The organism is Arenibacter troitsensis (genome assembly GCF_900177645.1).
Lineage (GTDB): Bacteria > Bacteroidota > Bacteroidia > Flavobacteriales > Flavobacteriaceae > Arenibacter > Arenibacter troitsensis.
Genome location: NZ_FXAO01000002.1, coordinates 145,868 through 170,492, shown reverse-complemented (window position 1 = coordinate 170,492; position 24,625 = coordinate 145,868). Strand labels below are relative to the sequence as shown.

Sequence of the window (24,625 nt, the reverse complement as noted above, 5' to 3'; positions counted from 1 at the left end):
TATGAAAGGTTTTTTAAGGTTGGGAAAGATTGCTGGTATTCAATTGGAGGTGCATTGGACTTTTGCGCTATTATTGATTTGGGCCGGTTTTATTGAATTTCAGAATAGTGGAAACTTTGAAAGGGTAGCCGTTAATCAGGGATTTATATTGGTATTGATGGCCTGTGTGGTGTTGCACGAATTGGGTCATGCCCTGACCGCTAGAAAATTTGGTATCAAAACCCAAAGAATCATACTTCTACCCATTGGCGGTGTGGCCACTTTGGATAAAATGCCGGAAAAACCTGGGCAGGAACTTTTGGTAGCCTTGGCCGGTCCGGCCGTTAACGTTGTGATCGCCATTATTTTGTCTCTTATAATACCTATTAATAGCTATTTTAATTTCGATAATATCATGGTAGAAGAGATGCTTTATGCACCCAACTTACAGAATTTTCTTTTTTATCTCTTCATCGCCAATATAATGTTGGTGGTGTTTAATCTTATTCCTGCATTTCCTATGGATGGCGGGCGGGTGCTTAGGGCCTTGTTGGCCTTTAGATTGAGTCGGGTGCAGGCAACGAACATTGCAGCCAGTATTGGTCAGGCATTGGCCGTAGTATTTTTTATCCTAGGATTTTTCGTAAATCCCTTTTTGATTCTTATTGCCTTTTTTATTTTCTTCGGGGCGTATGGCGAGAATCAAATGGTTAAGCAAAACTCACTGTTGCAGGGGCATTTGGTAAAGGAGGCCACCTTGACCAAAATATCGGTATTGCGTCCGGATAATAATGTACAAGAGGTAATAGAAATCCTTTTGGCCGGTACGGAAAAAGATTTTGTGGTTGCACAGGACGAGGATGTAATAGGAATTGTAACCCAAAAGGATGTTATTAAGTATGCCAAGACCCCATCCACACTTGTCAGGGATATTATGGATAGGAACTTCACTCCAATAGATGAATCTACAGAAATCCTTAGGGTAATGGAATTGGTAGGAAAGGAAAAGAAAAGTTTTTTTCCCGTTACAAAGAATTCAAAATTAATCGGAGCTATAGATATGGCAAATATCAGTGAATTTATATTGTTGAAAGCGGTATATTGGAATAAAATAGGTAATTGATGGTTATACATAGTCTAGGGGAAGAAAATTCACTGTTAAATAAATTTGTAGCCGAAATTAGGGATACGCATATTCAACGAGATAGCATGCGCTTTAGGCGCAATATTGAACGTATTGGGGAAATTTTGGGCTATGAACTTAGCAAGACCCTTAACTATAGGAACCAAGCGGTTGAAACTCCTTTGGGAACCAAAGAAATGGCCATGCCAGTGGATGATCTGGTGCTGTGTTCCGTTTTACGTGCCGGACTCCCTCTACATCAAGGCCTGTTAAATTATTTTGACAACGCGGAGAACGCTTTTATTTCGGCCTATAGGCATCACCGTGGAGATGAGGATGCTTTTGAAGTCATCGTAAAATACTTTGCTGCCCCATCTCTGGAAAATAAAACCTTACTACTTACAGATCCTATGTTGGCCACAGGAAAAACCTTGGAAAATGTTTTAAATGCACTTAAGAATCATGGCAAACCCAAGCAGATCCATATTATTTCGGTAATAGGTTCCCAATCCGGGATAGACCATATTAAGACAGTTTTTCCAAAGAATACCCAATTGTGGATAGCGGCCATTGATACCCAATTAAATAGCAAAGGCTATATTGTTCCAGGAATAGGGGATGCTGGGGATTTGGCATTTGGAGTGAAACTTTAGCCTTCTTACCATCCGGACATTTATTGCACTATTTTAATTTTAACCTGGCTCGTTTAATCCCTTTCACAATTTCGTACCATAGTACGGATATTATGCCTACCAGGACAGCAATTGCCAGCTGTTTGAAGGATAAGGTTTCAAATTGAAAAAACCTTGTTAATGGGGGCACAAAGAGTAACAATGCCGATAAGATCAAAGTAATCCCTATAATTAAAGGCACTAGGTTGTTCTTATATTTTAAAGTGGTCCAAATGGAATAATAGAAAGAGCGGTTTACCAAGGTCAGAAAAATATTGGAAGATATCAAGACCATAAACACCATGGTTCTGGTTACTGATTCGTTATATCCTTCAAAAATGGCGTATTGGTATACCGATAACGATCCCAGGGTAATCACTAGTCCTTGAATGATACTGGTTATCAATTCCTTGAACTTAAAAAAAGTGGTAGTAAATGGCCTTGGTTTTTTAATCATGGTATTTTTCTCCATCGGCTCGTTTTCATAAATAATGGAGCAGGTGGGGCCCATAATCAATTCCAATAAAATAACATGGGAGGGTGAAAATATAGCGGGATAGACCCACCCCAATGCCAAGGGAATAAATACCGTTAATATGATTGGGATATGAATGGATATGATATACTGGATGGCCTTTTTTAGATTGCTATATATTTTTCTGCCCATGGCAATGGCATCTATCATTTTGGAAAGGTCATCGTCCACCAAGATCAAGGAGGCGGCTTGCTTGGCAATCTCAGTTCCTTTTTGGCCCATGGCAATCCCGATATGCGCTGCCTTGAGCGCTGGACCGTCGTTGACTCCATCACCGGTCATGGCCACTACTTCGTTATTGGCCTTTATGGCGTTTACAATTCGTAGTTTGGCTTCTGGGAACATACGGGTAAAGACCTGTGTACTTTTTACCTTTTGCTGTAATTCAGTATCCCCTAATTGCATTAGTTCTTCCCCGGTCATGTTTTTTTCATAGCCGGGAAAATTAATCTGTTTGGCAATGGCCATGGAAGTGGCTGGATTATCACCTGTAACCAGTTTTACCTGTATTCCGGCCTTGTCAAAATCTTTCAATACCTGGCGAATGTTATCTTTTGGGGGGTCATAAAAGGCCACCAATCCCTTGAAGACAAATTGAAAATCCTGTTGTTTTTCCGGAAACTCAGACCCTTGAAAAATAGCTTGCCCCACTCCTAACATTCGGTATCCTTGCCGCCCTAAATTGGTCAAGATAGCCGTAATCTGTTCTTTTTGAGTATCGGTAAGTGTGGAGGTTGCCAAAAGAGCTTCGGGGGCCCCTTTGGCGGCAACGATACGGTGACCTTCACTATTTTCGAACAGATGGGTCATCATCGGAGGTTTTCCGTTTAACGGATACTCGTGTACCATTTTATAATGCGGCCGTTGGTCTACAGGGGCAATTCTGGTATAGGCCTCATGCAAGGCTTTTTCCATAGGGTCGAAAGGTATTGGTTCGCTGGCCCACATCGCTATGGTGACCAATTCTTTTTCAAAATTATTTAAGGTGCTTTCTACAGAAATTACCTCTCCCGTATCCAGGGTGAAGAGTTTTGCAAGCTCCATCTTATTTTGGGTTATGGTGCCGGTTTTGTCCGTACAAATAACGGTAGCACTTCCTAAGGATTCAACGGTTTTCATTTGTTTTACCACAATGCCCATTTTCATCAATCTATAGGCACCTAAGGCCATGAAAGTGGTGAAGGCCACCGGTATTTCTTCTGGCAGGACACTCATGGCCAAGGTCAGGGCTTGTAGCAAACTCTCCAAAACCTCCCGTGATTGAAGGTAATTGATACCCCACACCAGTAGAAAAATGATACCGCCCCAAATGGACATATTTTTTACGAAATTGGAAATCTGTTTCTCCAAGGGCGTTTTTTCTTCCTGGATTCCTTCGATACTTTTTCCAATTTTACCCAACTGGGTGTTGTTGCCAATTTCAGTAATGGTGGCGATTGCCAGTCCACTAGCAACGGTAGTGCCTCCAAATATCTTATTGTCCAATTTTGATGCATCCTTAAAAACGGAAAGCGATTCTCCTGTAAGAATGGATTCGTTTACGGAGAAATCGTTGGAATGAACAATGATGCCATCGGCAGGAATGGTGTTGCCTTCCTCAACCATTAGGCTATCGCCAACTACCAACTCCTCACTGGGTATCTCTACTACTTCTCCGTTCCTAATGACCTGACTATTGGGTTGGGTTAGACTTTTTAATTTTTCCAGTGCCATCCTACTTTTGGAGTCCTGATAAAGGGATATGGAGGCTACCAGGATAATGGCTGCAACCATAAATATACCATCCCCGTTATTTCCAGTGATAAAATAGATAGAAGAGGCCACCATTAATAAAATGACCATTGGCTCTTGGGCGATACTTTTTAAAGCGTCGAAAAAACCATTTTCCTTCTTGTAGTTAAGGCTATTTTCCCCGTACTTTTTTCTAGAGCTTTTTACCGCTTCATTCGTTAGCCCTTTAATGCCAAAATCGATTGGATTGATCATACTATCTAATTTAACAAAATTGTAGTTAACCAAGCATTGGAATCCAACTTTAGCAATTTCTATAATTCGGATATGGTTAGCACAGTTTTGATACCATGATTTGATATGGTAAAAATAAATGTAAGGAATTTATGTGCGACTGACCTAAATCATTTTGTACAAGGCTGTTTGGATGTATTTTAGAATTACAATAAATATATAACCCTTAAAAATAAAATATTATGACACTTGTAAAATTTAAGAGAAGACCATTTAGAAACCTTATAACCCAAGATTTTTTTGATATGGACGATTTTTTCGATAATCGTGCTTGGGTTAGGGACATGTTGCCCGATAGTTTTTGGAATGGGAAAAGGTCGGAGCCAGCCTTGAACATTAAGGAAACCGACGACCATTTTGAGATTGAGCTTGCTGCTCCAGGTTTTCAAAAAAAGGATTTTGAAGTAACCATTGATGACGGATGCTTAAATATTGCTGCCGAGAAGTCGCAATCCAAGGAGGAAAAGGAGGACAAATTTACACGAAGGGAATTTAGCTATAATTCCTTTGAGCGATCATTGCAACTGCCTGATAATGTGAAGCATGAAGAAATTAAGGCTGCCTACAAGGATGGTATTCTTAGCTTTAATCTTGCCAAGAAAGAGGAAGCTAAAAAAACACCTCCTAAAAAAGTACAGATCGGATAATTATTGGTTGGTTATTTGTTAGAAGCAATTCCTTCCCGTCAGAACCCAAAATATGTCCATGTGGGTGGCCTAAACGGGAAGGCTTTTGCATTTTAAATGCGTGCCATTGGTTTGGGTTGTTTATAGAATTTAGTTTTACTGTGGATCCCATAGTACATACCCTGGTATACGTATAATTAAAGCAAGTTCTCGATAATAAAGGCATTTAGGAAAGTCTATTTCTGTGGTTTCCCAACAACGGCAGGATCCAATGAAAATCCGTTCATAGCCTCTAATTCTGCCGCAGATAACAATTCTGAGGCCAGTGGACTGTTGCGAAGTGCTTTGATGGTGGCATTATAGCCCAAATCAAAAATGATGTCCAAATTTTTCATGCTGAACATGCTATACTGATCCATTTTGTCCGGTCGGATCAATAGATCACAGTCTATAAATTTTTTAGTGGTTTCATTGGCCACCATTACATGATAGGCCCTTTCCAAAACTTTGTTTACATGATTAAGGTCTTTGATGCTTACATGATTGAACGGGTTTACATAGACACCCACAATCCGGTCACAGTATTTTTTTATTAGGTCAACCGGAAAATTGTTCAAGGTCCCCCCGTCTACGAAATAACCTTTGTTCATCTCTACTGGCGCAAATAGTCCGGGAACCGCTGCCGACGCCAATACGGGCTTTATGAGTTCGCCCTCACTAAAGACATTTAGCGTGCCATCAAGCAAATTGGTAGCCGTTACATAAAGTTGCTTTTCCAAGGATTCGAAGGTGTCATGGGGTGTGTAGGCCTTAAATTGATCATGGAATTTTTCCGTATCCAGGAAACCAGGTTTTCCTACGGCATATTTATTAAAACTAAAAATCTCTGTAGTCTTAAAAAAATCCAACATTTGCTCCCAGTTACAGCCCGAAGCGTACAATGCACCAACAATGGCACCTGCACTGGTGCCGGCAATATGGGAAGGATAAATGCCGTATTCCTCCAAAGCCTTTATGGCCCCAACGTGGGCAACACCCCGTATACCACCACCAGAAAGGACCAACCCTATTGTCATATCTTTTATTTAGAATTTGAATCAAAATTATTCCATCTAAAGAAATACACATATGACCTTTATCAGGTTTTTTACAATCTAGGCAGGGGTTATGACCGATATCATTTCTTTCAGATGAAGTACATAATACATTTGTGTAACAGATTGCCAAAATACCTGTAAAAAGGCTTCATTTGACAGTAAATAGGTAACGAAAAAACATAATAGCGCTTCCTTTTGGTTTTGTCAGGACCAATTAGTGAAAATCAGAAAAGGCACAATGAATGAACAAATAGCGAATAGTGATCTCTTTCAATCCATTTTTGAATCTTCCTTAGCTGGACTAATTGTGGTAGACCAATATGGATCTATGCTCATTGCCAACTTGTCTGCGCATAGAATGTTCGGATATGTGGAAGGGGAGTTGTTGCATCAGGATATTCATTTGATTATTCCGGATTGGAAGCTAAATGCTGTTGCTGCAGAGATGAATAGGATTGTCGTGGGCCCCAATCAATTTTATGGTAGGGACAAGAATGGAGCTAAATTTCCAATCGATATTAGGATCGTCCCAACTGTAATAAAATCTCAGAACGTAAAAGTCATTTATTGTAAACCAGCCGATATTTCAGTATTTGAAAGTGATAGAAAGTTTAGAACGTTGATTTCCAATGTGTCCGGAATTGTATATCGCTCTAAAACGGATAGCCCTTGGAACATTGAATTTATCAGTGAGGCTTGCTTGGAGATAACCGGATATTCTCCGGCACAATTTTATGACAACTCTAATATAAAATGGGAGTCCTTAATTCACCCGGAAGATCTATTTAGGGTCCTACAGGAGATAAAGAAGGCAATTTCGGACAAGGTACAGTATCAGCTTACCTATAGGATCATTACGGCAAAGAAGGAAATAAAATGGATATGGGAGCAGGTTTCCTGTGTAATTGATGAGCAGGGAAACATATGTAGTTTGGAGGGTTTTATGCAGGATATCACAAAGGGGAAGGAAATAGAAATGGCTCTGGACAAGGAAGAAAAATTGCTCCGCCAATATTTGGATTCTTCTCCTACAATGTTTCTAGTAATCAACAGGGAACATACCGTTGAACTTGTCAATAAAAGAACTTGTGAAATATTGGGTGTTGAAGAAGTAGCTATTTTAAAGAAAAACTGGTTTAAGAATTTTATTCCGACCAGGGATAAAAAGCGATTAATGGAACTCTTTGAAGACATTATCCAAGAGAGGTTGGAAGTGCCCAATATGTATGAAAACCTTGTAATTGCCAAAGGAGGGGAAGAGCGACTAATTCAATGGAGCAATGCTACATTGAGGAATGCAAATAATGAAATTATTGGCGTGGTAAGCTCGGGCTTGGATATTACCGAAACCACAGTGTTACAGGATACCCTAAATATTAGAAATAGGGCATTGGAAGCTGTTGGGAACGGTATCATTATTGTGGATGCCCAACATCCTTTACAACCTATAATTTATGGCAACAAGTCTTTTACGGATATTACCGGATATGGGGTCGAAGAAGTGACCGGCAAAAACTGTAGATTTTTACAGAATGACGATCGCGATCAGCTTGGAATTGTACAACTGGCCAAAGCCGTAAAGGAGGGAATGCCTTGTAGGGTGTTGGTAAGAAATTACAGAAAGGATGGCGCCCTCTTTTGGAACGATCTGTTCATTACCCCTCTATATGATAAAAACGAAAAATTAACCCATTTTATAGGGGTTCTGAACGATGTAACAGAAATTCAGGATGCCAAGAAAAAATTGGAGGAATATGCCCTTCATTTAGAGAATACCGTGGAAGAACGTACAAGGGAGGTACAATCTACAGTGCAAAAATTGGTGTCTACCAGTATAAGCCTTGAAGATCAATTGGTAGAAACACAAAGAGCGGAAAGGAAGGCCAAATTGAACAGGGCATTATTTACTGCTATAGCGCACAATTTTCCCAATGGGGTTATTATGGTCTTTAATTCACATTATGAACTGGTTTATGTGGAAGGGGAGGAAATGGACCGTGTCAATATTAATAAGTCGGATTTTGAAGGAATACCCATTGATGATATCCCGGTTTTTTCAAAATGGCAGATCAAAAAAATTAAATCCGATATTCGAAAAACATTACGAGGCAGCAATATTTCTTTTGAAGTGGATTTTCAAAATCAGTGTTATGCGGTAAATTCCACACCGCTCTATTCCGATGAAAAGAAAATAAAGTGGGCCTTGTTTGTTTACAACAATGTTACCGAGCAGAAAATGGTTCAGCATAAATTGGAAAAGACACTCAAGGTGGAAAAGGAACTAAATGAGCTGAAATCCCGTTTTATTTCGATGGCCTCCCATGAATTCCGCACCCCACTAAGTGCCATTCTATCTTCAGCAATCCTAATAGGGAAACAAAATGAGCCTGGTAAGGAAGATAGGAGGTTGAAGCACGTTTCCAGAATAAGAAATAATGTAAAGGATCTTGTTGTTATTCTTAACGATTTTCTGTCATTGAGCAAGTTGGAAGAGGGTAAAGTACAGGTTAAACCGAAGTCTTTTGAGTTAATACCGTTTATAAAAATGTTGATCGATGAATTGGAGCCGAACAAAAAAGAAGGCCAGGACATTCTATTAAAGTATTCCCAACCCTCAATATCGGTTTATCTGGATCCGAAACTATTGAACCATATCCTTATAAATCTTCTCTCCAATGCCATAAAATATTCGGAGGAGCACAAGGAGATCATCATCGAAATAAAGGTTACTGGTAAAGACTTATCCATAAATATTAAGGATAAAGGCATTGGTATACCCAAAGAGGAGCAAAAAAATCTCTTTAACCGCTTTTTTCGCGCAGAGAATGCTACCAACTTTCAGGGCACAGGTCTTGGACTTCATATTGTGAAACAGTATACGGAGCTTTTGGGCGGTGGTGTTAGCTTTAACAGTGAATTAGGAGTGGGTAGCACCTTCAAGGTAATGCTTCCGGTAAATATATACGAAAATGAAAAAAATTCTATTAATTGAGGATAACAAGGACGTAAGGGAAAATACCGCGGACATATTGGAATTGGCCAATTACGATGTAGCTACTGCCGAGAATGGAAAAATAGGGGTAGAACTTGCAGGCAAATTTAAGCCAGACGTAATTATATGTGATATCATGATGCCAGAACTGGATGGGTATGGAGTTTTGGAACTGATGGGTAAAAACAGTGCCACCTCTAGCATACCCTTTATATTTTTAACAGCAAAAACCGATAGGGCAGAGGTGAGGTTGGGAATGAATTTGGGGGCAGACGATTATCTGACCAAACCTTTTGAGGAAAAGGAATTATTGGAAGCCATATCCTCCCGTTTGCGTAAGAGCGACTTTCTTAAAAAGGAGATTGCCAAAAACATGGAAGGCCTCAATAAATTCCTGGACGAGGCTTCCCAATATGGCGATTTGATAAGTCTTTCCAAGGACTATCCCCTTAAAACCTATCATAAAAGGGATATTGTTTTTTGGGAAGGTGATAACGCAAAATCTTTGTATTTCATAGAAAAGGGTAGTGTAAAGACCTACAAAAGTACGGAATCCGGAAAGGAATTTGTAACAGGAATATATGGTCCGGGAGATTTTGTTGGGCAACTTTCCTTGTTGAATTCCGATAACGTTTATGTGGAAAATGCCACTGTGCTGGAGGATGCCGAAATGTGTGCCATACCTAGGAAGGATTTTACCAAATTAATCTATGGCAACGCTGCAGTTTCACAAAAATTCATTGGCATGATATCCAATAATTTAATGCACCTACAGGAGCAATTGGTGGATATGGCTTTTGCCTCGGTAAGGCAAAGGGCGGCAAAGGCGCTTTTGGAACTTTATGATAAACATGTTATACAGGACAAACCCATGGGTGGAATAGGTATACCTAGGGAGGATTTCGCCGGAATGATCGGTACCGCTACTGAAACCGCTATCCGTACCTTATCGGATTTTAAGGACGAAGGCTTTATTGCCACCGACCATGGGAGAAGGATCATTATTTTAAATGAAAAGGGACTTAGGGAGGTAGCTGATTTTTAAGGTTGTCTTTAAGACATAAAACTCAAAATCTTTGATGTTACCTTCTGCTAAATACGGCCTTTAGTTTCCTTATGGCATAGATCAACAGCATTTGTTGAATGCTACCTTTAAGGCTCCCCGCCAATTGCAGAGGTCTTAGATTTGCCTTTGCCTGATTGATATTGAGTTTAAGACTTTCAATTTCAATTTTACGCTGTAACTTTAAGACCATTAGTCTTTCATCAATTTCTTTAAAAGAGTTGTATTGTTTCCCCATGGTCTTAATCAAAATAATGTTTGGAAAATGTACGCAGTAATGGCCTATTGAGCCTATTCCTTAGAAAATAACAAATGATGGCTATTAGTACATAGCCTATACCTATAAGCAAATAACCAAGGTAGGCGCTTTTCAAAGTTTCGTTCAGGGCATTGGATGCGGCCCAAGATATCAAAACCAAGGCAAGTAGGGCCAAGGCCCCAATTAAAAGGGTTTGGGCAAATACGGTTACAAGTTCCATAAGGACCTTAAATATTTTAAGCTTGGCATATTCCTCGCTATTTTCTAGATAAGACCTTACATCGGCTTCTGCCTCTGTAAGGTCTCTCTTAAGTTCTTCCAAGGCCATATTACCTTATTTTTGAAATTGGGCGTTTTTCTTTTTTAAGTCTTCCAATTTGCGCTCCAAGGTAGCAATGATGTCATCTGCCTTGTAGCTCATAGTGGAGATAGCTTCATCCAATTTACGGTCAAAGGCATCTTTTTTCTCATTGGCAGTTTTGGTAAGTTCTTCCTTGGCATGGGAGATTCTTTCTGATAAGTCGTGCGTGGTCTCGCCCACCTTTTGCTTTATTTTGTGCCTAGTCTCTATGCCCTTATCCGGCGCATACAAGATTCCAATTCCTGCACCTATGGCAGCACCTGTCAATAAAGCTAAAAGAATATTTCCGTCATTGTTTGTCATGATTACTGATTTTTATGATTATTACCTGTTTTTTAATGATACTTAAAAATAAGTCTATTAAAATGCATTGGAAATGATATAAATCATATCATTTACCGTCATTAGTTTTTAAATTGGGGAAGGACGAATATACCAACCTAGCCATTTCCTCATTTACTGTGTAATATGAATACTAGGGTCAATAATGCAGCGTATAATTTTATTTTGAGGGATTATGAGCATTTAAAGATGTTGCGTAAGGCCATTGAAATTATTCTTGAGGAAGATATGGAAAGGCCTCAAATATCTATTCTGGGACAACTTGGAAACAATTTGGTTGCCATTAGTAAAAGCGAATATGATCAAGAATCGGAATTAAAAGCGTATTGGAATAAGGTTTTAAAAGAAAAGCTAAATTTTGGGATATTTCCCCACACAGAATTTGGAACACTCTTTATTGCAGGTGCCTTGGCCTCCCATTTCCTATTTGATATTTCGGGAAGACCACTGGGATCTATGTCGGCCGGACCGTATGGGATTTTACGGGGATTGGGTATAACGGAGGATAAGGTTAACTTTTATCTTAAAGCATTAAAAAAAGGACACTTAATTCTTTTGGTGCGCCACACTTTTCCGCAAATTCAGCTGATAGAAGAAAAGTTGGACAAATTAAGTTAAGCACTAGTGAAGGTCTAGGATTACTATCAAAATTTATTTCTCTAGATCGATTCGGGATAGTTGATTTAAATCATTTTTTTAGAACAATGAAGTTGGCATTTTTGAAGTACAACTATTTAAAATATAATTATATAAGGTATGAAAGAGTCAGTCAATATATTTCAAAGTCAAAGGGAATTTCATGTGTTTGTAGCCAATTCCTTTTCCGATTTACTAAGGTTAAAAAAGGAGGGAGACCTTAAGGCGTTCAATGAGTTATTGTTAAAGGCCATGCCCGAAGTAAGGCGATATGTGCAAAAAAATCTCAATCGTGCCGTGGTAAAGGGTAAGATTGATAGGAACAGGTATAAGGCGGATGATATTATTGATCAGCTTTTTATAGAGGTATATGACCATTTGGATGAGATAAATAACAAAAATGAGCTGCATCCATGGATGTTCAGGAAAGTGGATGAATTGCTGGAGACGATCTTTGTGGATGAAGAGTATGATGCCTTGTTCCTTGAAAATATAGATACCTACTCCAAACCTGAATGGGAGAGTATGCAGGAAAAATTTACTACGGATGGAGACGGGGATTTAATCATGAACGAAGAATTGGACGATATTTCCTATGCCAAGGACGACTATGTGCTAAACCATATTTTTGTTGGGGATGACGATCAAAAAGTGATACTCCAATTGGATAAGGAATTGGGAGCGGAGAATATTAGAAAACACTCGGCAATGGTCTTATATCATATGCCCGGGCAAATGCGAAGGGTATTTGAACTATTTACGGAACATCAATTCGATATTGCGGAAATTGCCAAAATACACAATACTACCGTTCAGGAAATAGAATCGCTTTTGAAGGCTGCAAGAAAAAGTCTAAGGGCCAGCTTCACCCAAAGATATTTGGACTAATAACAAGGAATTTTAATTTATTGCACTATGAGCACTGGACCAAAGTCAAAAAAAGAAATATTGTCGGGTGAAGGGCTTGATGCGTTACATAAGGAAAGTAGGGAATGGTTGAACATCATTGCCTTTTGGAAGGACGAAGCCAGATTCTTTACGGATTTGCTGGATAAGGAACAGGTAAAAGCTTCTGAATACGGACAGATGCTACAATATCTGGATAAGATTCACGAAACCTTATTTGATTATTTGGCCGAAGATATTGTAGCCCATGAAAGTCTATTGACCCGTTTAATAAAGGGGGAGAAAGGACTATCCGATCAGGATTTCAGGGAAAAACATGCAAATATTAGGGACCAAATGGATTTGTTTACCAAAGACTTTATGGAATTTAAAAAAATGGTTTTTGGGTATGCCAAGAAATTATGACCAATAGCTTGCCCAATATCACTGTCTAATCTGTTAGGAACAAAATTTATGGAAATCTCTATTTATAACACGGATAATAAGACTGTGGATAGTATAGCCCATTTTATGGATTTCTACTACAGTCTTCGATTAAAGCATCTAGCCAGCGATTTGTTGGATCAAGGATTATCACCAAAACAAATTACCGAGGCTGTCATCAAGGCCATGACGGTTGGTAAATCTGCCGGTCTGGATATAGACCAACATTTTAGGCCGGTTTTTACGGGGATCCAAAAACAGGTTGTAAGCGACTGTAAGCTATCGCATTTGGCATATGGATTGGTACTTATGAACGCGGATGCCGAACTTAGGGTGGTTGGGGATTTTCAAATCAGTGTCCTACAGGAATATATAGAACACTACGGATCTTTCTAGAATTCTATTTCCAAGGAGATAGGGCAGTGGTCGGAACCAAAATAATCCGATAGGATATCTACAGACTTTATGCGATCTACCAAAGACTTGCTTACCAAGAAATAATCTATTCGCCAGCCCGTGTTTCTTTCCCTGGACTTGAAACGATAGCTCCAATAGGTATATGCGACTGTGTCTGGATGAAAATGCCTGAACGAATCCACAAAACCGGCTTCCATAAAATTGTCCATGCCATCAATTTCAATTTGGGTGTATCCTGCAGTCTTGTTATAGTTGCTCTTATCGTTCTTAAGGTCTATTGCCCTATGGGCCACGTTAAAATCCCCACAAGCAATTACAGGTTTTGTTTTTTCAAGGTTTTTTAGGTACTCTAAAAAATCGGCATCCCATTGCTTACGGTAGTCCAGACGATCCAATTGCTGTCCGGAATTGGGCACGTAGACATTTACCAAGTAAAAATCATTATATTCCGCACACTGTATTCTACCTTCGCTATCGTGTTCCGATACTTGCATATCTTTGGTTACGGCAATAGGTTCTATTTTGCTGATAAGTGCAGTACCGGAATACCCTTTCTTATCGGCCGAATTGTAATGCATGGTACAATGTTCCATTGCCGAGAGGGTCTCCTCAACCTCATGGTCTTGGGCCTTGGTCTCTTGAAGACAAAGAATGTCAGGTGCCATTTTATTTATGGATTCGAAAAAATCTTTTTTGGCAACGGCCCTAATGCCGTTGACATTCCATGAAATTATTCTCATTGTTTGGATCTTATTTTGGACAATGTTATGAAAAATACAATTCGAAATAAAGATAATGATTTCGAACTGTTTTTATAAAACCATCACTTAAAGTTTTACCCAATCTGTTATCAACTATTCATAGCAATAGACTAAGATTTAATCTTCCTTGCTCCTATAAATTGAAATTAGAATAACCAATCCAATAATGGCGGAAAGACTAAAACCTATTGCACCCAATACGGGTATTCCGCTAATCTTTGGAGGCATATCGGCCATTACCAAAAGGGCAGAGCCAATGGAGAGGGCTGCAATAATAACGGCATAGACCAAACGGTTAAAGGCAGTTTTTAGGGACTTTCTAAACTCGTTCAAGCCTTTGTGCTCATGCACAATGACCAATTTTCCATCCTTGATCTTATCTACTATTTCATTAATGTCTGTAGGCAATTTATCCAACAGCGCATTGTAATCTTGAAATCTATTTAGGTTCTTTTGAAAAAGTCGCTTTAGGCCAAATCTTTTACGGGTTATCTTGGCCATATAGGGTTCTAGATTATCCGTAATGTTGAATTCTGGATCCAATTTTAGTCCTACACCTTCAATTATGACCAAAGCGCGTATTAGAATATACAAGTAATGCGGTATGGTAATCTTATTTTCATAAAGCACATTTTTGAATTGTTTTAAGGTGGTCCCCAATTTAATGTTACGGATAGAAGTATTGCTTAAGCCTTCAATTAATTCGTACAAATCATACTCCAGTTTTTTTTCGTCCGGAATGTCGGTTTTTAGGGCTATTTTTTTTAAGACGGAGATGATTTTCCTTACATCCTTTTTTAAAAAACAAAGTAGAAGTTCTATGAGTGCCTCCTTGTCATTGGGCATAATGGTACCCATCATGCCAAAATCTATGAAGCAGATTTTTTGGATCTCGGGTAACACAAAAAGATTTCCTGGGTGTGGGTCAGCGTGAAAAAAGCCGTGTTCCAATACCTGTTCCAGATATAGGTCTACCCCAACTTTGGCTACGGCGCTGGAATCAATATGGCTTTCTTTTAATTTATGCAGCTCCGAAACCTTAATTCCGTCTATCCACTCCATACATATAATATGGTCGTTACTAAGCTCGCGATATAGATGGGGGACATAGATAGCCTCGTTGCCCTTGAAATTTTTGGCGAAATGTTCCATATTGTCCATTTCCCTATGAAAACTAAGTTCTTCGTTAATGCTTTTTTCAAAGGATTCCACCAACTTTACAGGTTGAAAGGCTTTTACCTGTGAACTATATTTTTCCATAGCTTCCGCAACTTCCTTCATAATGGAAATGTCAGACGCAATGACTTCGGTTATATTGGGACGCTGTATTTTTAATACTACCCAATCCCCATTAAGGAGCTGAGCCTTATGAACTTGGGCCAAAGAGGCTGCCGCCAAAGGTTTGGGGTCTATGGAAAGGAAATGTTGGGAACAGTCAATATCCAGTTCTTGTGATAAAACTTTTTCTACGTCAAAATTCCGTAGGGAAGGAGCATGGTCCTGTAGTTTCTCTAGCTCTTTCACCAGGTCTGGGGGCAACATATCGTCACGGTTGCTCATAATTTGCCCCATCTTCACATAGGAAGGGCCCAATTCTTCTAGCACCATGCGGATTCGTTCAAAAGTGGATTCTGATAATTTCTTTGCCTTATCAGGGTGTTTTAAAAGGTAATTTCTAGGGATAAATTTTCTTGCCTTGCTACTGGCCATTACATCCTCAAACCCATATTTGGTAAGTACTACAAATAGGGCATTGTATCTTTTAAGATTTTCTTTTTGTGGAAATTTTATACCCAACATATGATTTATAGGTGCTTGGTCAAAAAACGAAAGAATTCCCTTTTAAGACCTGTATAGATCTCTTCCTGTATTTCCATTTTTTTTCGGAACTCCATATGTTTTTTTACCATTGTGGTATCCATGGCATCATGTGACAACAAATCTTGATCGGCCATGCGGGCTTCATGGATTTGCATTTCTTCCAATAAATCCTCGATTACTCCACCATGTAGGATAAATTCGTTCTGAAAGTGGTCCAATTGTTTTAATATCTCTTTTTTGGTCCATCTTGTAACCAGCTCACTAAGCCTGTTATTGAAAATGATGAGTTCATCCTGCCAAAAGAAGAGTTCCCGCCTCCAAATTTCGTGTTCAAAATGAAGATTTGAGTTATATATAATTTGTTTTTCCATGATAATTTGCTTTATGTATTATAAACTCGGCGTACTGCAAAATTATTTAAAGGTATTGGTCCCAGAAATGACATATATCATTTGAATAGGTATACATTTCCATTTACTTTGATCTATCAAGTTAAAAAAAAATGGATTGTTGTCTGGATTCTTATGAATGAAGTGTCAAAGGATGCCTTTCATAATTTGACTTTTACATAAAAAAAAGTATTTATCAACCATGGAACGGAAAGTTCCTTGTGTGGTTATTAAAAGTTCTATAACTTAAATTTATAATCATGAAGAAAAATATGGGTAATTTGGACAGAACCTTGCGTTTTGTGATAGCGGCGGCATTGATCGCTCTGTATTATAACGGTACTATTTCCGGGGTGTTGGGTATTGTATTGGTGGTTTTGGCCATTATCTTTTTCCTTACCAGCTTTATGGGCTTTTGTCCGCTGTACCTTCCTTTTGGAATAAAAACATGTAAGGCAAAAAAGGAGTAAACCTGGATGATGATAAACGGTAATTTCGTTTGGCTATACTAGTCATTGGTCATCATGGAAAATTTGATTTCTCCCAACGTGGACTAAAAATCTATACCATAATTATTGGTTCTAGGATAGACCGAAGGCCTGTTTCGCAATTTCCAGTTCTTCGTTGGTAGGTACTACCAAGATTTTAACTTTGGCCTCTGTACTGCCAACTTCCCTTATGTTGGAAGATTTTGATTCATTTTTGGCAGGGTCCAGTGTTATGCCCAGATAATCCATATCCGTGCATACCAGGCTCCTAAGGGTACTGGAATTTTCTCCAATGCCGGCAGTAAAAACTATGGCATCCAAGCCGTTCATGGCTGCTGTATAGGCGCCTATATATTTTTTTATGCGGTAGGCATTCATTTCCAAGGCCAAGATACATTCTTTGTTTCCCGTTTTGGCTTTGGCTTCAATGTCCCTTAAATCCCTAAGGCCTGTAAGCCCTAGCATACCACTTTTTTTGGAGAGTAACGCATTGACTTCTTCCATACCATAGCCCAAATTATTTACCAAATAAAAGATAAGGGAGTGATCTATGTCCCCACTTCTAGAGCCCATGATAAGTCCGTTGGCAGGGGTAAAACCCATGGAATGATCAACACTTTTTCCATCCCTTACGGCAGTAATACTGCACCCATGGCCCAGATGAATGGTAATTATCTTGGAAGATTTTAATTTTAATAAGGAAATTGCCTTCTCGGATACATATTTGTGACTGGTACCATGAAAACCAAAGGCTTGGATACGGTGATCTGTATACAACTCATTGGGCAAGGCATATTTCTTGGCCTTCACGGGCATGCTCTGGTGGAAAGCGGTATCAAAGACTGCAATTTGTCTGGCAGTAGGAAAAGCTTCCTCCGCCAACAAGATGCCTTCCAAATTATGGGGGTTGTGCAAAGGGGCCAAGATAGAAAGTTCCTTTATTTTATCTTTAACCTCTTGTGTAATCTCGGTAGTATCGGAAAAGGTGTTTCCACCATGTACTACCCTATGGGCTACAATAGAGATATCGTTGACATTTGCTATAACACCTTGGTCCGGATCCATAAGGAGTGTGGCCATTTTCTTGAATCCGGCACTATGGTTTGGAATCAGCATCACCTCTTCGGTATCCACTGATTTGGTTTTATATTTCACCGTGGCATTTTCTGAGCCGATGCGTTCTATCAATCCCTTACCGATTATAAGTTCCGAAGGCATTTGAATCAATTGATATTTAATGGAAGAACTACCTGCGTTTATGATCAGTATGTTCATACTATTGGGTCTTTAAGATTAAAATTATAGTCCTTGTGCCTGTATGGCGGTGATGACTACAGTGTTGTAGATATCCTCCACGGTACAGCCACGGCTAAGGTCGTTGACAGGTTTGTTCAGACCTTGTAGCATGGGGCCAATGGCCAAGGCACCTGTTTCTCGTTGTACGGCCTTATAAGTATTGTTTCCGGTATTCAGATCTGGAAAAATGAATACACTGGCCTGTCCAGCCACTTCCGAATCCGGCAATTTGCTCCTGCCTACATTTATGTCTACGGCAGCATCGTACTGAATGGGGCCTTCTACTTTTAAATCGGGCCGTTTTCTTTTTATGATTTCTGTGGCTTTACGCACTCTATCCACGTCTTCGCCCACTCCGGAAGCCCCTGATGAATAGGATAACATGGCAATTTTTGGTTCAATACCGAACGCTTGGCTGGTGGCCGCAGAAGAAATGGCAATTTCCGCCAATTGTTCAGCGGTGGGATTTGGATTGATAGCGCAGTCCCCAAATATGGTGACACGGTTGGGGAGGCACATAAAGAACACGGAGGACACAATGGAGACCTCCGGTTTGGTCTTGATGAACTGTAAAGCCGGTCTTATGGTATGTTGTGTGGTATGTACCGCTCCGGAAACCATTCCATCGGCATGACCTTTATACACCATCATGGTTCCAAAGTAGGAAACATCCTCCATAAGATCTTTCGCCATGGCGAGATTAACGTTTTTTTCTTTTCTCAGTTCGTATAAGGTGGTGGCATAATCCATGAAATTGGGGGATGATGTGGGATCTATAATATCGAAGTCACTGGAATCCAAACTGATATCCAATTCTGATATTTTTGCCATTATTTGCTCCTTGTCTCCCAACAATGTAATGGTAACAGCATTGGTATCCAGAAGTTTTTTGGTGGCCTTTAGAATGCGTTCGTCAGTGCCTTCCGGGAGGACAATATGCTTCTTGGCCGATTTTGCCCGTTTAAGAAGATTGTATTGGAACATTCTAGGGGTAATTCCCTCAGCATTAAAGGTAATTAGTCGCTCGGCCAATTCATTTGTGGGGACATATTTTTCAAATTCCTGTATGGAGGTAGTTATTTTTTCCTTGTTCTCGGGATAGATCCTGGGTTTAATAGTTCCAATGCGGTTGGTTACCGAAAAGGTGCCATCCGCAACCGAGATGATAGGTATAATGTCGGAAAGGCCCTCAATAAGTTTAATAATGGAATCCTCTGGTAATAGACCGCCTGTTAGGACAATACCGGATAGATTAGGGTAATTACTGGAGATGTTGGCTTGTAAAGCGCCTAAAATAATATCTGCCCTATCACCAGGGGTGATGACCAAGCTATCCTTTTTTAAATGGGTAATGTAATTGCGGAGCTGCATGGCGCCCACGCTAAATTCACCGGCCTGATTGTTTATAAAATCCTCTCCAAACAAAACCTTGGCCGATAGGGCCTGCGCAATTTCCTTTACGGTCGGATTTCCCAAAACAGGGTTCACGGGGATTGCGGCTATCAATACTTTTTGGGGCAGTTTTGTCTTGAGACCCGATACTGCCTGTTCCAAATTTTCTGGTTGTACCTTATTGGCGACGGTCAGTAGAACTTCAACCCCCTTTTCCCTAAAGGAGTCATAGGCCATATAGATATTTCCGAACAATTCTTGAAGGGATTTGCCCATTCCGTTGGCTATTATAATTGCCGGAATCCCCAAATTTTTGGCAATAAGTACATTAATGTCCCATTCTATGATGGCGCCCTCCCCAGAAAAATCCGTTCCTTCCACTACTACAATATCGAACCTATCCTCAATGGCTTTGTACTTATTGATGATATTACCTATAATTTCATCATCCTTGTCCATATTTTTAAGTTGAACCACTTGGCTACGGGTATAGGCAAAGGAATCCTCAAATGTCTGATCCACTTCAAAATGTTGTAGTACGGTATCTATATGGTCATCGATCTTGCCCTTTTCAAAGTCATCAATAATGGGACGGAAATAACCAACCTTGGCGGTCTTTCCCAACAATAACTGCATCATGCCCAAGGATACGATAGATTTTCCACTATTGGGTTCTGTAGTGGCAAGGTATATGGCTTTGCTCATGAATTAATAATATTCTTTGGATTAATATACAAACGATTTTTTTTTAGTTGCGAAGTTCGGGTATAGAAAGATTACCATATATGATAGAAGTCATTTATGGATACAACATTAGGTTCTAATTTTAAGCAATCAATTTTATTCCATGAACGATTTACTTTCTTAAAATAGCAAGAATCTTGGAATGTACTCCAATCGGATCTGTTGGCTGCTTGCAAGTTTTGCTGATAAATTACAAAACATCATAAAATGAAAACATTGCTTTATGCCACGGATTATTCTAAAAACTCGGTCTCTGCCTTGCAGTTGGCCTTTAATCTGAGCCAGGCCCTTGGAACTCGACTGGTTATTACCCATACGTTTAATTTTCCTACCGTATTGGGTGTGGAGGGACAGGATGACCGGCCTATCCTTGAAGGAAATCCGTTTAAAATTCACCGTGCCCAGCTGGAAAAATTCTGCACGGAACATCTTGGAAATAAGTGGGATGATCCAAAAATACAATTGGAGCCTGTACAAAACAGTTCGGTAATAAAGGGAATTATATCGAAGGCAGAAGAATACCATGCCCAACTTATTGTGGTAGGTACCAAAGGAGCAAGTGGTCTTGAGGAAATGATTTTGGGGAGTACCACCAAGAAACTTATAGAAAAAGCACCTTGTCCCGTAATTACAATTTCTAGAGATGTACTGCCCAGAAATTTGGATACCATGGTCTATGCCACGGATTTTGAAGAGGAAGATATACATGCCATTCAAAAACTTTCCGAAATTGCTAAGCCTTTAAAAGCAAAGATTAAGATTGTACATATTTCTAGCAGCCAGGAATATGCTGGAGATTTGTCAATGGAGTGGTTTAAAGATATGCTAAATTCCAAAGTAGACTATCCAGATATCGAATTCGAATTACTGTTTTCCGAAGATGTGTTTGAGACCCTGAGAATTTATCTTGGAGTAGTAAATGCCGATATGGTAGTGATGCTGGAAAAGGAAAAGAAAGGATTTCTAAAAAAATGGTTCCATAGGGATCTGGTAAAAAAAATGGAGGATTATGGCGAAATAATTTTGATGAGCTTTAATGAACATAACCATAAAACCCTATTTTTCTAGGGATATCACTTGTTAACTAAAGGGATTTGGCAAACAATTTTTTTTGATGCCTTACACTTATCCGTTAATATTATATCAATGCCCAAAAAGCATAAGATCTTAGTTCCATTGCAATGACATAGCACCATAATAAGCAGCCCCAAGGAGTGCTGTTTTTTCGTTAAGGATTACCTTTACCGGGACCATTTCCAAAAGAGCGTTAAGACGCCCTGATTGCACAAAATTGTTGTAAAAAACGTCGCTTTTAATACCTGTAATGATTTTTGGCAAGATACCCCCGCCTATAAAAATACCCCCAGTAGCCTTGAATTTTAGGGCAAGCTGAGCCGCTTCTATAGCCAAGAACCGAATAAACATATCCAAGGTTTCAACACAAACCGAATCTTTTCCTTCCATTGCTGTCCCTGTAATTATCGCAGAAGGATTGCCTTTGGACATTTGATCGCCTAGCCATTGAGGTTCCTTTATGCCACTTATTTGCCTCAAGAATACATATAGATCCAAGATTCCGGGACCTGATAACAACCTTTCCCAGCTGACATGGCCATATTTTTTTTGGAAGTGTTGTAGAATTCTTATGTCCAATTCACTGCGCGGACTAAAATCGCAATGGCCGCCTTCACAGGCGAAAGGGTGGTAATGTGATCCGTCCCAGAACATTCCTGCTTCCCCAAGTCCCGTTCCCGGGGATATAAGTGCGGCGTTGCCCGGTATTTTTGATCCATGTTTAAGCGTTTCGAAGTCTTTTTCTTGTAACGCGGCCAGACCGTAGGCATTGGCTTCCATATCGTTGATCAATGAAACGGAACGAATATGAAGTTTCCTGCCAATTTCTTCACTGTCAATTGCCCAAGGAAAATTAGTGCCTAATACCTTGCCTTGGGTAACAGGTCCGGCTACACCCACACATGTTCCATCTATTTTGGGCATGTCCGCTGTATGAAATATGGATACCATCTCCAAAAAGGATTTATATTTTTTAGTGGGATATGATTTATCCTTCAAAGGAACCAGATCCCCATCCCGGATTTGAAAAAGGGCCAAATTTGTTTTGGTGCCTCCAACATCGCCGGCTAGAATTACCCCTTTATTCCGGGGTATGCTGGAATTCATGAAAGCTAAGGGAATCTCTCCTTCATGGATGGCGGGTAAGGAGAATTTTTGAATGTTGTCCATAAAATCTATCTTTTATAACATGGTTAGGTTCTATTCCAGTAGATTAATCTGAATCAAATTGATTAAACACAGATTTTATATTAAGCGTTTTTTTGTCCTAGTATCCATTGGTACAACTTATCCGCGTCATCCTTGTTGCACAATTGGGTGCCCTCATGCATGGTGGCCGCAGTACCGCAGGCTACACCGTATTGGACCATTTCGCTATAGGTTTTGCCTTTAAGCAAACTAACGACCATACCAGCCACCATGCTATCACCCGCCCCAATGGTGCTTTTTTGGAGCACGGTAGGTGCCGGTATATGTTCTATGAGATTCTTGGTCGCCAATAGGGCTCCTTTCGGACCCAAGGATACAACTAGTACCTCACAATCATGTTCTTTCAAGAACTTTTTGGCAAGGGGTTCCAATTGCATTGCTGAAATTGACGTAACGCCACATAGAGTACTCAATTCCCCTAGGTTGGGCTTAAGCATAAATACTTTGGATTTGGTAGCTTTGATCAGAGCCTCCCCGGAAGTGTCCAAAATAAAGCGCACCTTTTTACTTTTGGCTATTTCGGCCACCAAAACATAGAAATCATCAGGTATGCCTGGAGGTAATTTACCACTGGCCACCAAGTAATCTCCTTCTTCCAAATTCTCTTCCAGTACTTTCAGTAGGGTTTCCCATTCTTCTTTTTCAACCACTGGCCCAGGTACTCCAAAGCGGTATTGTAGGTTGGTGGTAGTATCGGTAACCGCAAGATTATCCCTTGTCCATCCCTTAATGGGCACTGTTATTTGATCAATACCTGCCTTGTCCAATATTTGATGTAAATGTTCCCCTGTGGGCCCTCCTGCGAGATACATACAGAGTGATTCTTCTCCCAATTTTTTAAGGGCGCGTGATACATTGATACCGCCACCTCCGGCATCGTAAGTGGGTGAGGTACAGCGTAGTTTGGTATTGGGGCTGATGCCTGCTACGGAGACGCTCTTATCTATTACAGGATTTAAGGTAAGTGTTACTATTTTTTTGTGCATCTTGGTTATGATTTATGATAGTTCACAGTCCAACGATACCAGATCTGGGCACAATCAATCGTTGTGATCATAGGTTTACATTAGATAGATAGATGCCTAACTTAACGGATTGGTTTATCGGCAGATTAGGGTAGCCTAATTTTTACCACAAAGGAAGTATTTACTATGATGAAGAAAAATGATATTGGTCATCATTCACTATAGTTGCGCTCATATGTATAGATGCTGGTTGGCAAATTGGTTATTGGATTTTAAGGGGAGGTCCAACTATTTTCATTTCATTGGCCTCAAACAGCATTGCTATTTCTTTGGAACTGGGTTCGTGGTCTAATTGGGACACGGCTATAAAAAATTTTTCCATTTTACCGGCGGGTTGAAAAATGACTAGCATTTTACCTCTTTCCGAGATTTGGGTCCAAGCATGAGGCACTTTCCTGGGCAAAAAAATACTATCACCTACAGTTAGGTCATAAGTTTCTTCGCCAACTTTAAAAAAGTAAGTCCCCTCGGATACATAAAATATTTCATCTTGAAAGTAGTGTACATGCAAAGGTGTCCCTTTGCCCGGTGTAAGTGATGTTTGCTCAAATATGGCCAGATTCCTATGGGTATCACTACCGGATACTTTGACATCCAAAATATTGGAGTTCACTCCTTTTAGGGTTATGTGCCCATGTATTCTGCCTTCCCCGGCCTCAACCTTAAAGCCTTTAACCTTTCTTCTAGTATTATTTTCTAGGGATGAAAATGAGATTAAAGGCACTGTAGTCAGCGCGGTTAGTGCTGCAATAAAGCTGTTTCTTTGCATTTTCTAAAGAATTAAGGTTAAAAGGGGAAGTAAGAACATACTCTGTTGTTCCTATACCTAAGTTACGGAAAATGTAGATTGAACATGAGTAAATTATGCAATCATAAAAATAAATTTCTGCTTAGCGCGATAAGTCCTTATATTGTGATTTATTTCAAAAAAAACTGGTTTAGAACCTATATTGGTGATCTAGGTCTTAAAG

24 protein-coding genes are annotated in these 24,625 nt (G+C 39.7%); 11 read left to right on the top strand and 13 right to left on the bottom strand.

The features are described from left to right. Position 1: 1 nt before the first annotated feature. Entirely contained in the window at positions 2–1,102 is a 1,101-nt protein-coding gene (locus B9Y87_RS05370) for a site-2 protease family protein (RefSeq protein WP_085497538.1), read from the top strand. Further along, a complete protein-coding gene (gene upp / locus B9Y87_RS05365) occupies positions 1,102–1,755 on the top strand; it encodes a uracil phosphoribosyltransferase (protein ID WP_085496942.1) in 654 nt (217 codons plus the stop codon). The genes B9Y87_RS05370 and upp overlap by 1 nt, the downstream gene beginning before the upstream one ends. 28 nt (positions 1,756–1,783) lie before the next feature. On the opposite strand, the gene B9Y87_RS05360 is transcribed toward upp, so the two are convergent. Continuing rightward, positions 1,784–4,294 carry a cation-translocating P-type ATPase gene (locus B9Y87_RS05360; RefSeq protein ID WP_085496940.1) on the bottom strand — a complete coding sequence of 837 codons (2,511 nt, stop codon included), beginning with the start codon at positions 4,292–4,294 and terminating at the stop codon, positions 1,784–1,786. A gap of 221 nt (positions 4,295–4,515) precedes the next feature. Here B9Y87_RS05360 and B9Y87_RS05355 point away from each other — a divergent pair, with 221 nt between their 5' ends. Continuing rightward, positions 4,516–4,980 (top strand): Hsp20/alpha crystallin family protein, encoded by a 465-nt coding sequence (locus B9Y87_RS05355; protein WP_085496938.1) that lies wholly within the window; start codon positions 4,516–4,518, stop codon positions 4,978–4,980. 215 nt (positions 4,981–5,195) lie between these two features. Here B9Y87_RS05355 and B9Y87_RS05350 read toward each other — a convergent pair whose 3' ends face one another. Further along, positions 5,196–6,035 carry a patatin-like phospholipase family protein gene (locus B9Y87_RS05350; protein WP_085496936.1) on the bottom strand — a complete coding sequence of 280 codons (840 nt, stop codon included), beginning with the start codon at positions 6,033–6,035 and terminating at the stop codon, positions 5,196–5,198. 259 nt (positions 6,036–6,294) lie between these two features. On the opposite strand from B9Y87_RS05350, the gene B9Y87_RS05345 reads away from it, so the two are divergent. Next, on the top strand, positions 6,295–9,048 hold the full coding sequence (locus B9Y87_RS05345; protein ID WP_085496934.1) for a PAS domain S-box protein: 2,754 nt from the start codon (positions 6,295–6,297) through the stop codon (positions 9,046–9,048). Beyond that, positions 9,026–10,093: a response regulator gene (locus B9Y87_RS05340; protein ID WP_085496932.1), complete on the top strand. Its 1,068-nt coding sequence runs from the start codon at positions 9,026–9,028 to the stop codon at positions 10,091–10,093. The genes B9Y87_RS05345 and B9Y87_RS05340 overlap by 23 nt, the downstream gene beginning before the upstream one ends. A 37-nt stretch (positions 10,094–10,130) precedes the next feature. Here B9Y87_RS05340 and B9Y87_RS05335 read toward each other — a convergent pair whose 3' ends face one another. From B9Y87_RS05335 to B9Y87_RS05325, 3 genes are read right to left on the bottom strand one after another with little or no spacing between them, the layout of a single operon-like run. Further along, positions 10,131–10,349, bottom strand: coding sequence for a DUF6327 family protein (locus B9Y87_RS05335; RefSeq protein WP_085496930.1), 219 nt, complete (start codon positions 10,347–10,349; stop codon positions 10,131–10,133). Between the two features lie 4 nt (positions 10,350–10,353). After that, positions 10,354–10,698: a hypothetical protein gene (locus tag B9Y87_RS05330; protein ID WP_085496928.1), complete on the bottom strand. Its 345-nt coding sequence runs from the start codon at positions 10,696–10,698 to the stop codon at positions 10,354–10,356. A 6-nt stretch (positions 10,699–10,704) separates the two neighbouring features. Beyond that, entirely contained in the window at positions 10,705–11,034 is a 330-nt protein-coding gene (locus tag B9Y87_RS05325; protein WP_085496926.1) for a YtxH domain-containing protein, read from the bottom strand. Positions 11,035–11,199: 165 nt separating this feature from the next. On the opposite strand from B9Y87_RS05325, the gene B9Y87_RS05320 reads away from it, so the two are divergent. The 4 genes from B9Y87_RS05320 to B9Y87_RS05305 all read left to right on the top strand — a co-directional run bounded on the left by B9Y87_RS05320 (position 11,200) and on the right by B9Y87_RS05305 (position 13,434). Then, on the top strand, positions 11,200–11,691 hold the full coding sequence (locus B9Y87_RS05320; RefSeq protein WP_085496923.1) for a hypothetical protein: 492 nt from the start codon (positions 11,200–11,202) through the stop codon (positions 11,689–11,691). Between the two features lie 138 nt (positions 11,692–11,829). Next, a complete protein-coding gene (locus B9Y87_RS05315) occupies positions 11,830–12,597 on the top strand; it encodes an RNA polymerase sigma factor (RefSeq protein WP_085496921.1) in 768 nt (255 codons plus the stop codon). 27 nt (positions 12,598–12,624) lie between these two features. Further along, the gene (locus tag B9Y87_RS05310; protein WP_085496920.1) at positions 12,625–13,020 is read left to right on the top strand and encodes a hypothetical protein; all 396 of its coding nucleotides are present in this window, start codon (positions 12,625–12,627) and stop codon (positions 13,018–13,020) included. A 48-nt stretch (positions 13,021–13,068) separates the two neighbouring features. Beyond that, positions 13,069–13,434 carry a hypothetical protein gene (locus B9Y87_RS05305; RefSeq protein ID WP_085496918.1) on the top strand — a complete coding sequence of 122 codons (366 nt, stop codon included), beginning with the start codon at positions 13,069–13,071 and terminating at the stop codon, positions 13,432–13,434. Here the strand turns inward: B9Y87_RS05305 and B9Y87_RS05300 are convergent. The 3 genes from B9Y87_RS05300 to B9Y87_RS05290 all read right to left on the bottom strand — a co-directional run bounded on the left by B9Y87_RS05300 (position 13,431) and on the right by B9Y87_RS05290 (position 16,408). After that, on the bottom strand, positions 13,431–14,195 hold the full coding sequence (locus tag B9Y87_RS05300) for an exodeoxyribonuclease III (RefSeq protein ID WP_085496916.1): 765 nt from the start codon (positions 14,193–14,195) through the stop codon (positions 13,431–13,433). The two genes, B9Y87_RS05305 and B9Y87_RS05300, sit on opposite strands and share 4 nt — an antisense overlap. Before the next feature lie 138 nt (positions 14,196–14,333). Further along, positions 14,334–16,016: an ABC1 kinase family protein gene (locus B9Y87_RS05295; RefSeq protein WP_085496915.1), complete on the bottom strand. Its 1,683-nt coding sequence runs from the start codon at positions 16,014–16,016 to the stop codon at positions 14,334–14,336. Positions 16,017–16,021: 5 nt separating this feature from the next. After that, a complete protein-coding gene (locus B9Y87_RS05290) occupies positions 16,022–16,408 on the bottom strand; it encodes a hypothetical protein (RefSeq protein ID WP_085496913.1) in 387 nt (128 codons plus the stop codon). 278 nt (positions 16,409–16,686) lie between these two features. Between B9Y87_RS05290 and B9Y87_RS05285 the strand changes: the two genes are divergently transcribed. Next, the gene (locus tag B9Y87_RS05285; RefSeq protein WP_031443584.1) at positions 16,687–16,896 is read left to right on the top strand and encodes a YgaP family membrane protein; all 210 of its coding nucleotides are present in this window, start codon (positions 16,687–16,689) and stop codon (positions 16,894–16,896) included. A gap of 111 nt (positions 16,897–17,007) precedes the next feature. On the opposite strand, the gene B9Y87_RS05280 is transcribed toward B9Y87_RS05285, so the two are convergent. Together B9Y87_RS05280 and pta are read right to left on the bottom strand one after the other, a co-directional pair. Next, a complete protein-coding gene (locus B9Y87_RS05280; RefSeq protein WP_085496911.1) occupies positions 17,008–18,189 on the bottom strand; it encodes an acetate/propionate family kinase in 1,182 nt (393 codons plus the stop codon). Between the two features lie 24 nt (positions 18,190–18,213). Beyond that, on the bottom strand, positions 18,214–20,307 hold the full coding sequence (gene pta / locus B9Y87_RS05275; protein WP_085496908.1) for a phosphate acetyltransferase: 2,094 nt from the start codon (positions 20,305–20,307) through the stop codon (positions 18,214–18,216). A gap of 246 nt (positions 20,308–20,553) precedes the next feature. Here pta and B9Y87_RS05270 point away from each other — a divergent pair, with 246 nt between their 5' ends. Further along, the gene (locus B9Y87_RS05270) at positions 20,554–21,414 is read left to right on the top strand and encodes a universal stress protein (protein WP_085496907.1); all 861 of its coding nucleotides are present in this window, start codon (positions 20,554–20,556) and stop codon (positions 21,412–21,414) included. A 99-nt stretch (positions 21,415–21,513) separates the two neighbouring features. Here B9Y87_RS05270 and glk read toward each other — a convergent pair whose 3' ends face one another. From glk to B9Y87_RS05255, 3 genes are all read right to left on the bottom strand, one after another. Continuing rightward, positions 21,514–22,590, bottom strand: a complete 1,077-nt coding sequence (gene glk / locus B9Y87_RS05265) for a glucokinase (protein WP_085496905.1) — start codon at positions 22,588–22,590, stop codon at positions 21,514–21,516. 80 nt (positions 22,591–22,670) lie between these two features. After that, complete coding sequence (locus B9Y87_RS05260; protein WP_085496904.1) at positions 22,671–23,615, bottom strand: 1-phosphofructokinase family hexose kinase; 945 nt, start codon at positions 23,613–23,615, stop codon at positions 22,671–22,673. A gap of 241 nt (positions 23,616–23,856) precedes the next feature. After that, positions 23,857–24,423 (bottom strand): cupin domain-containing protein, encoded by a 567-nt coding sequence (locus B9Y87_RS05255; protein WP_085496902.1) that lies wholly within the window; start codon positions 24,421–24,423, stop codon positions 23,857–23,859. Positions 24,424–24,625: the final 202 nt, after the last annotated feature.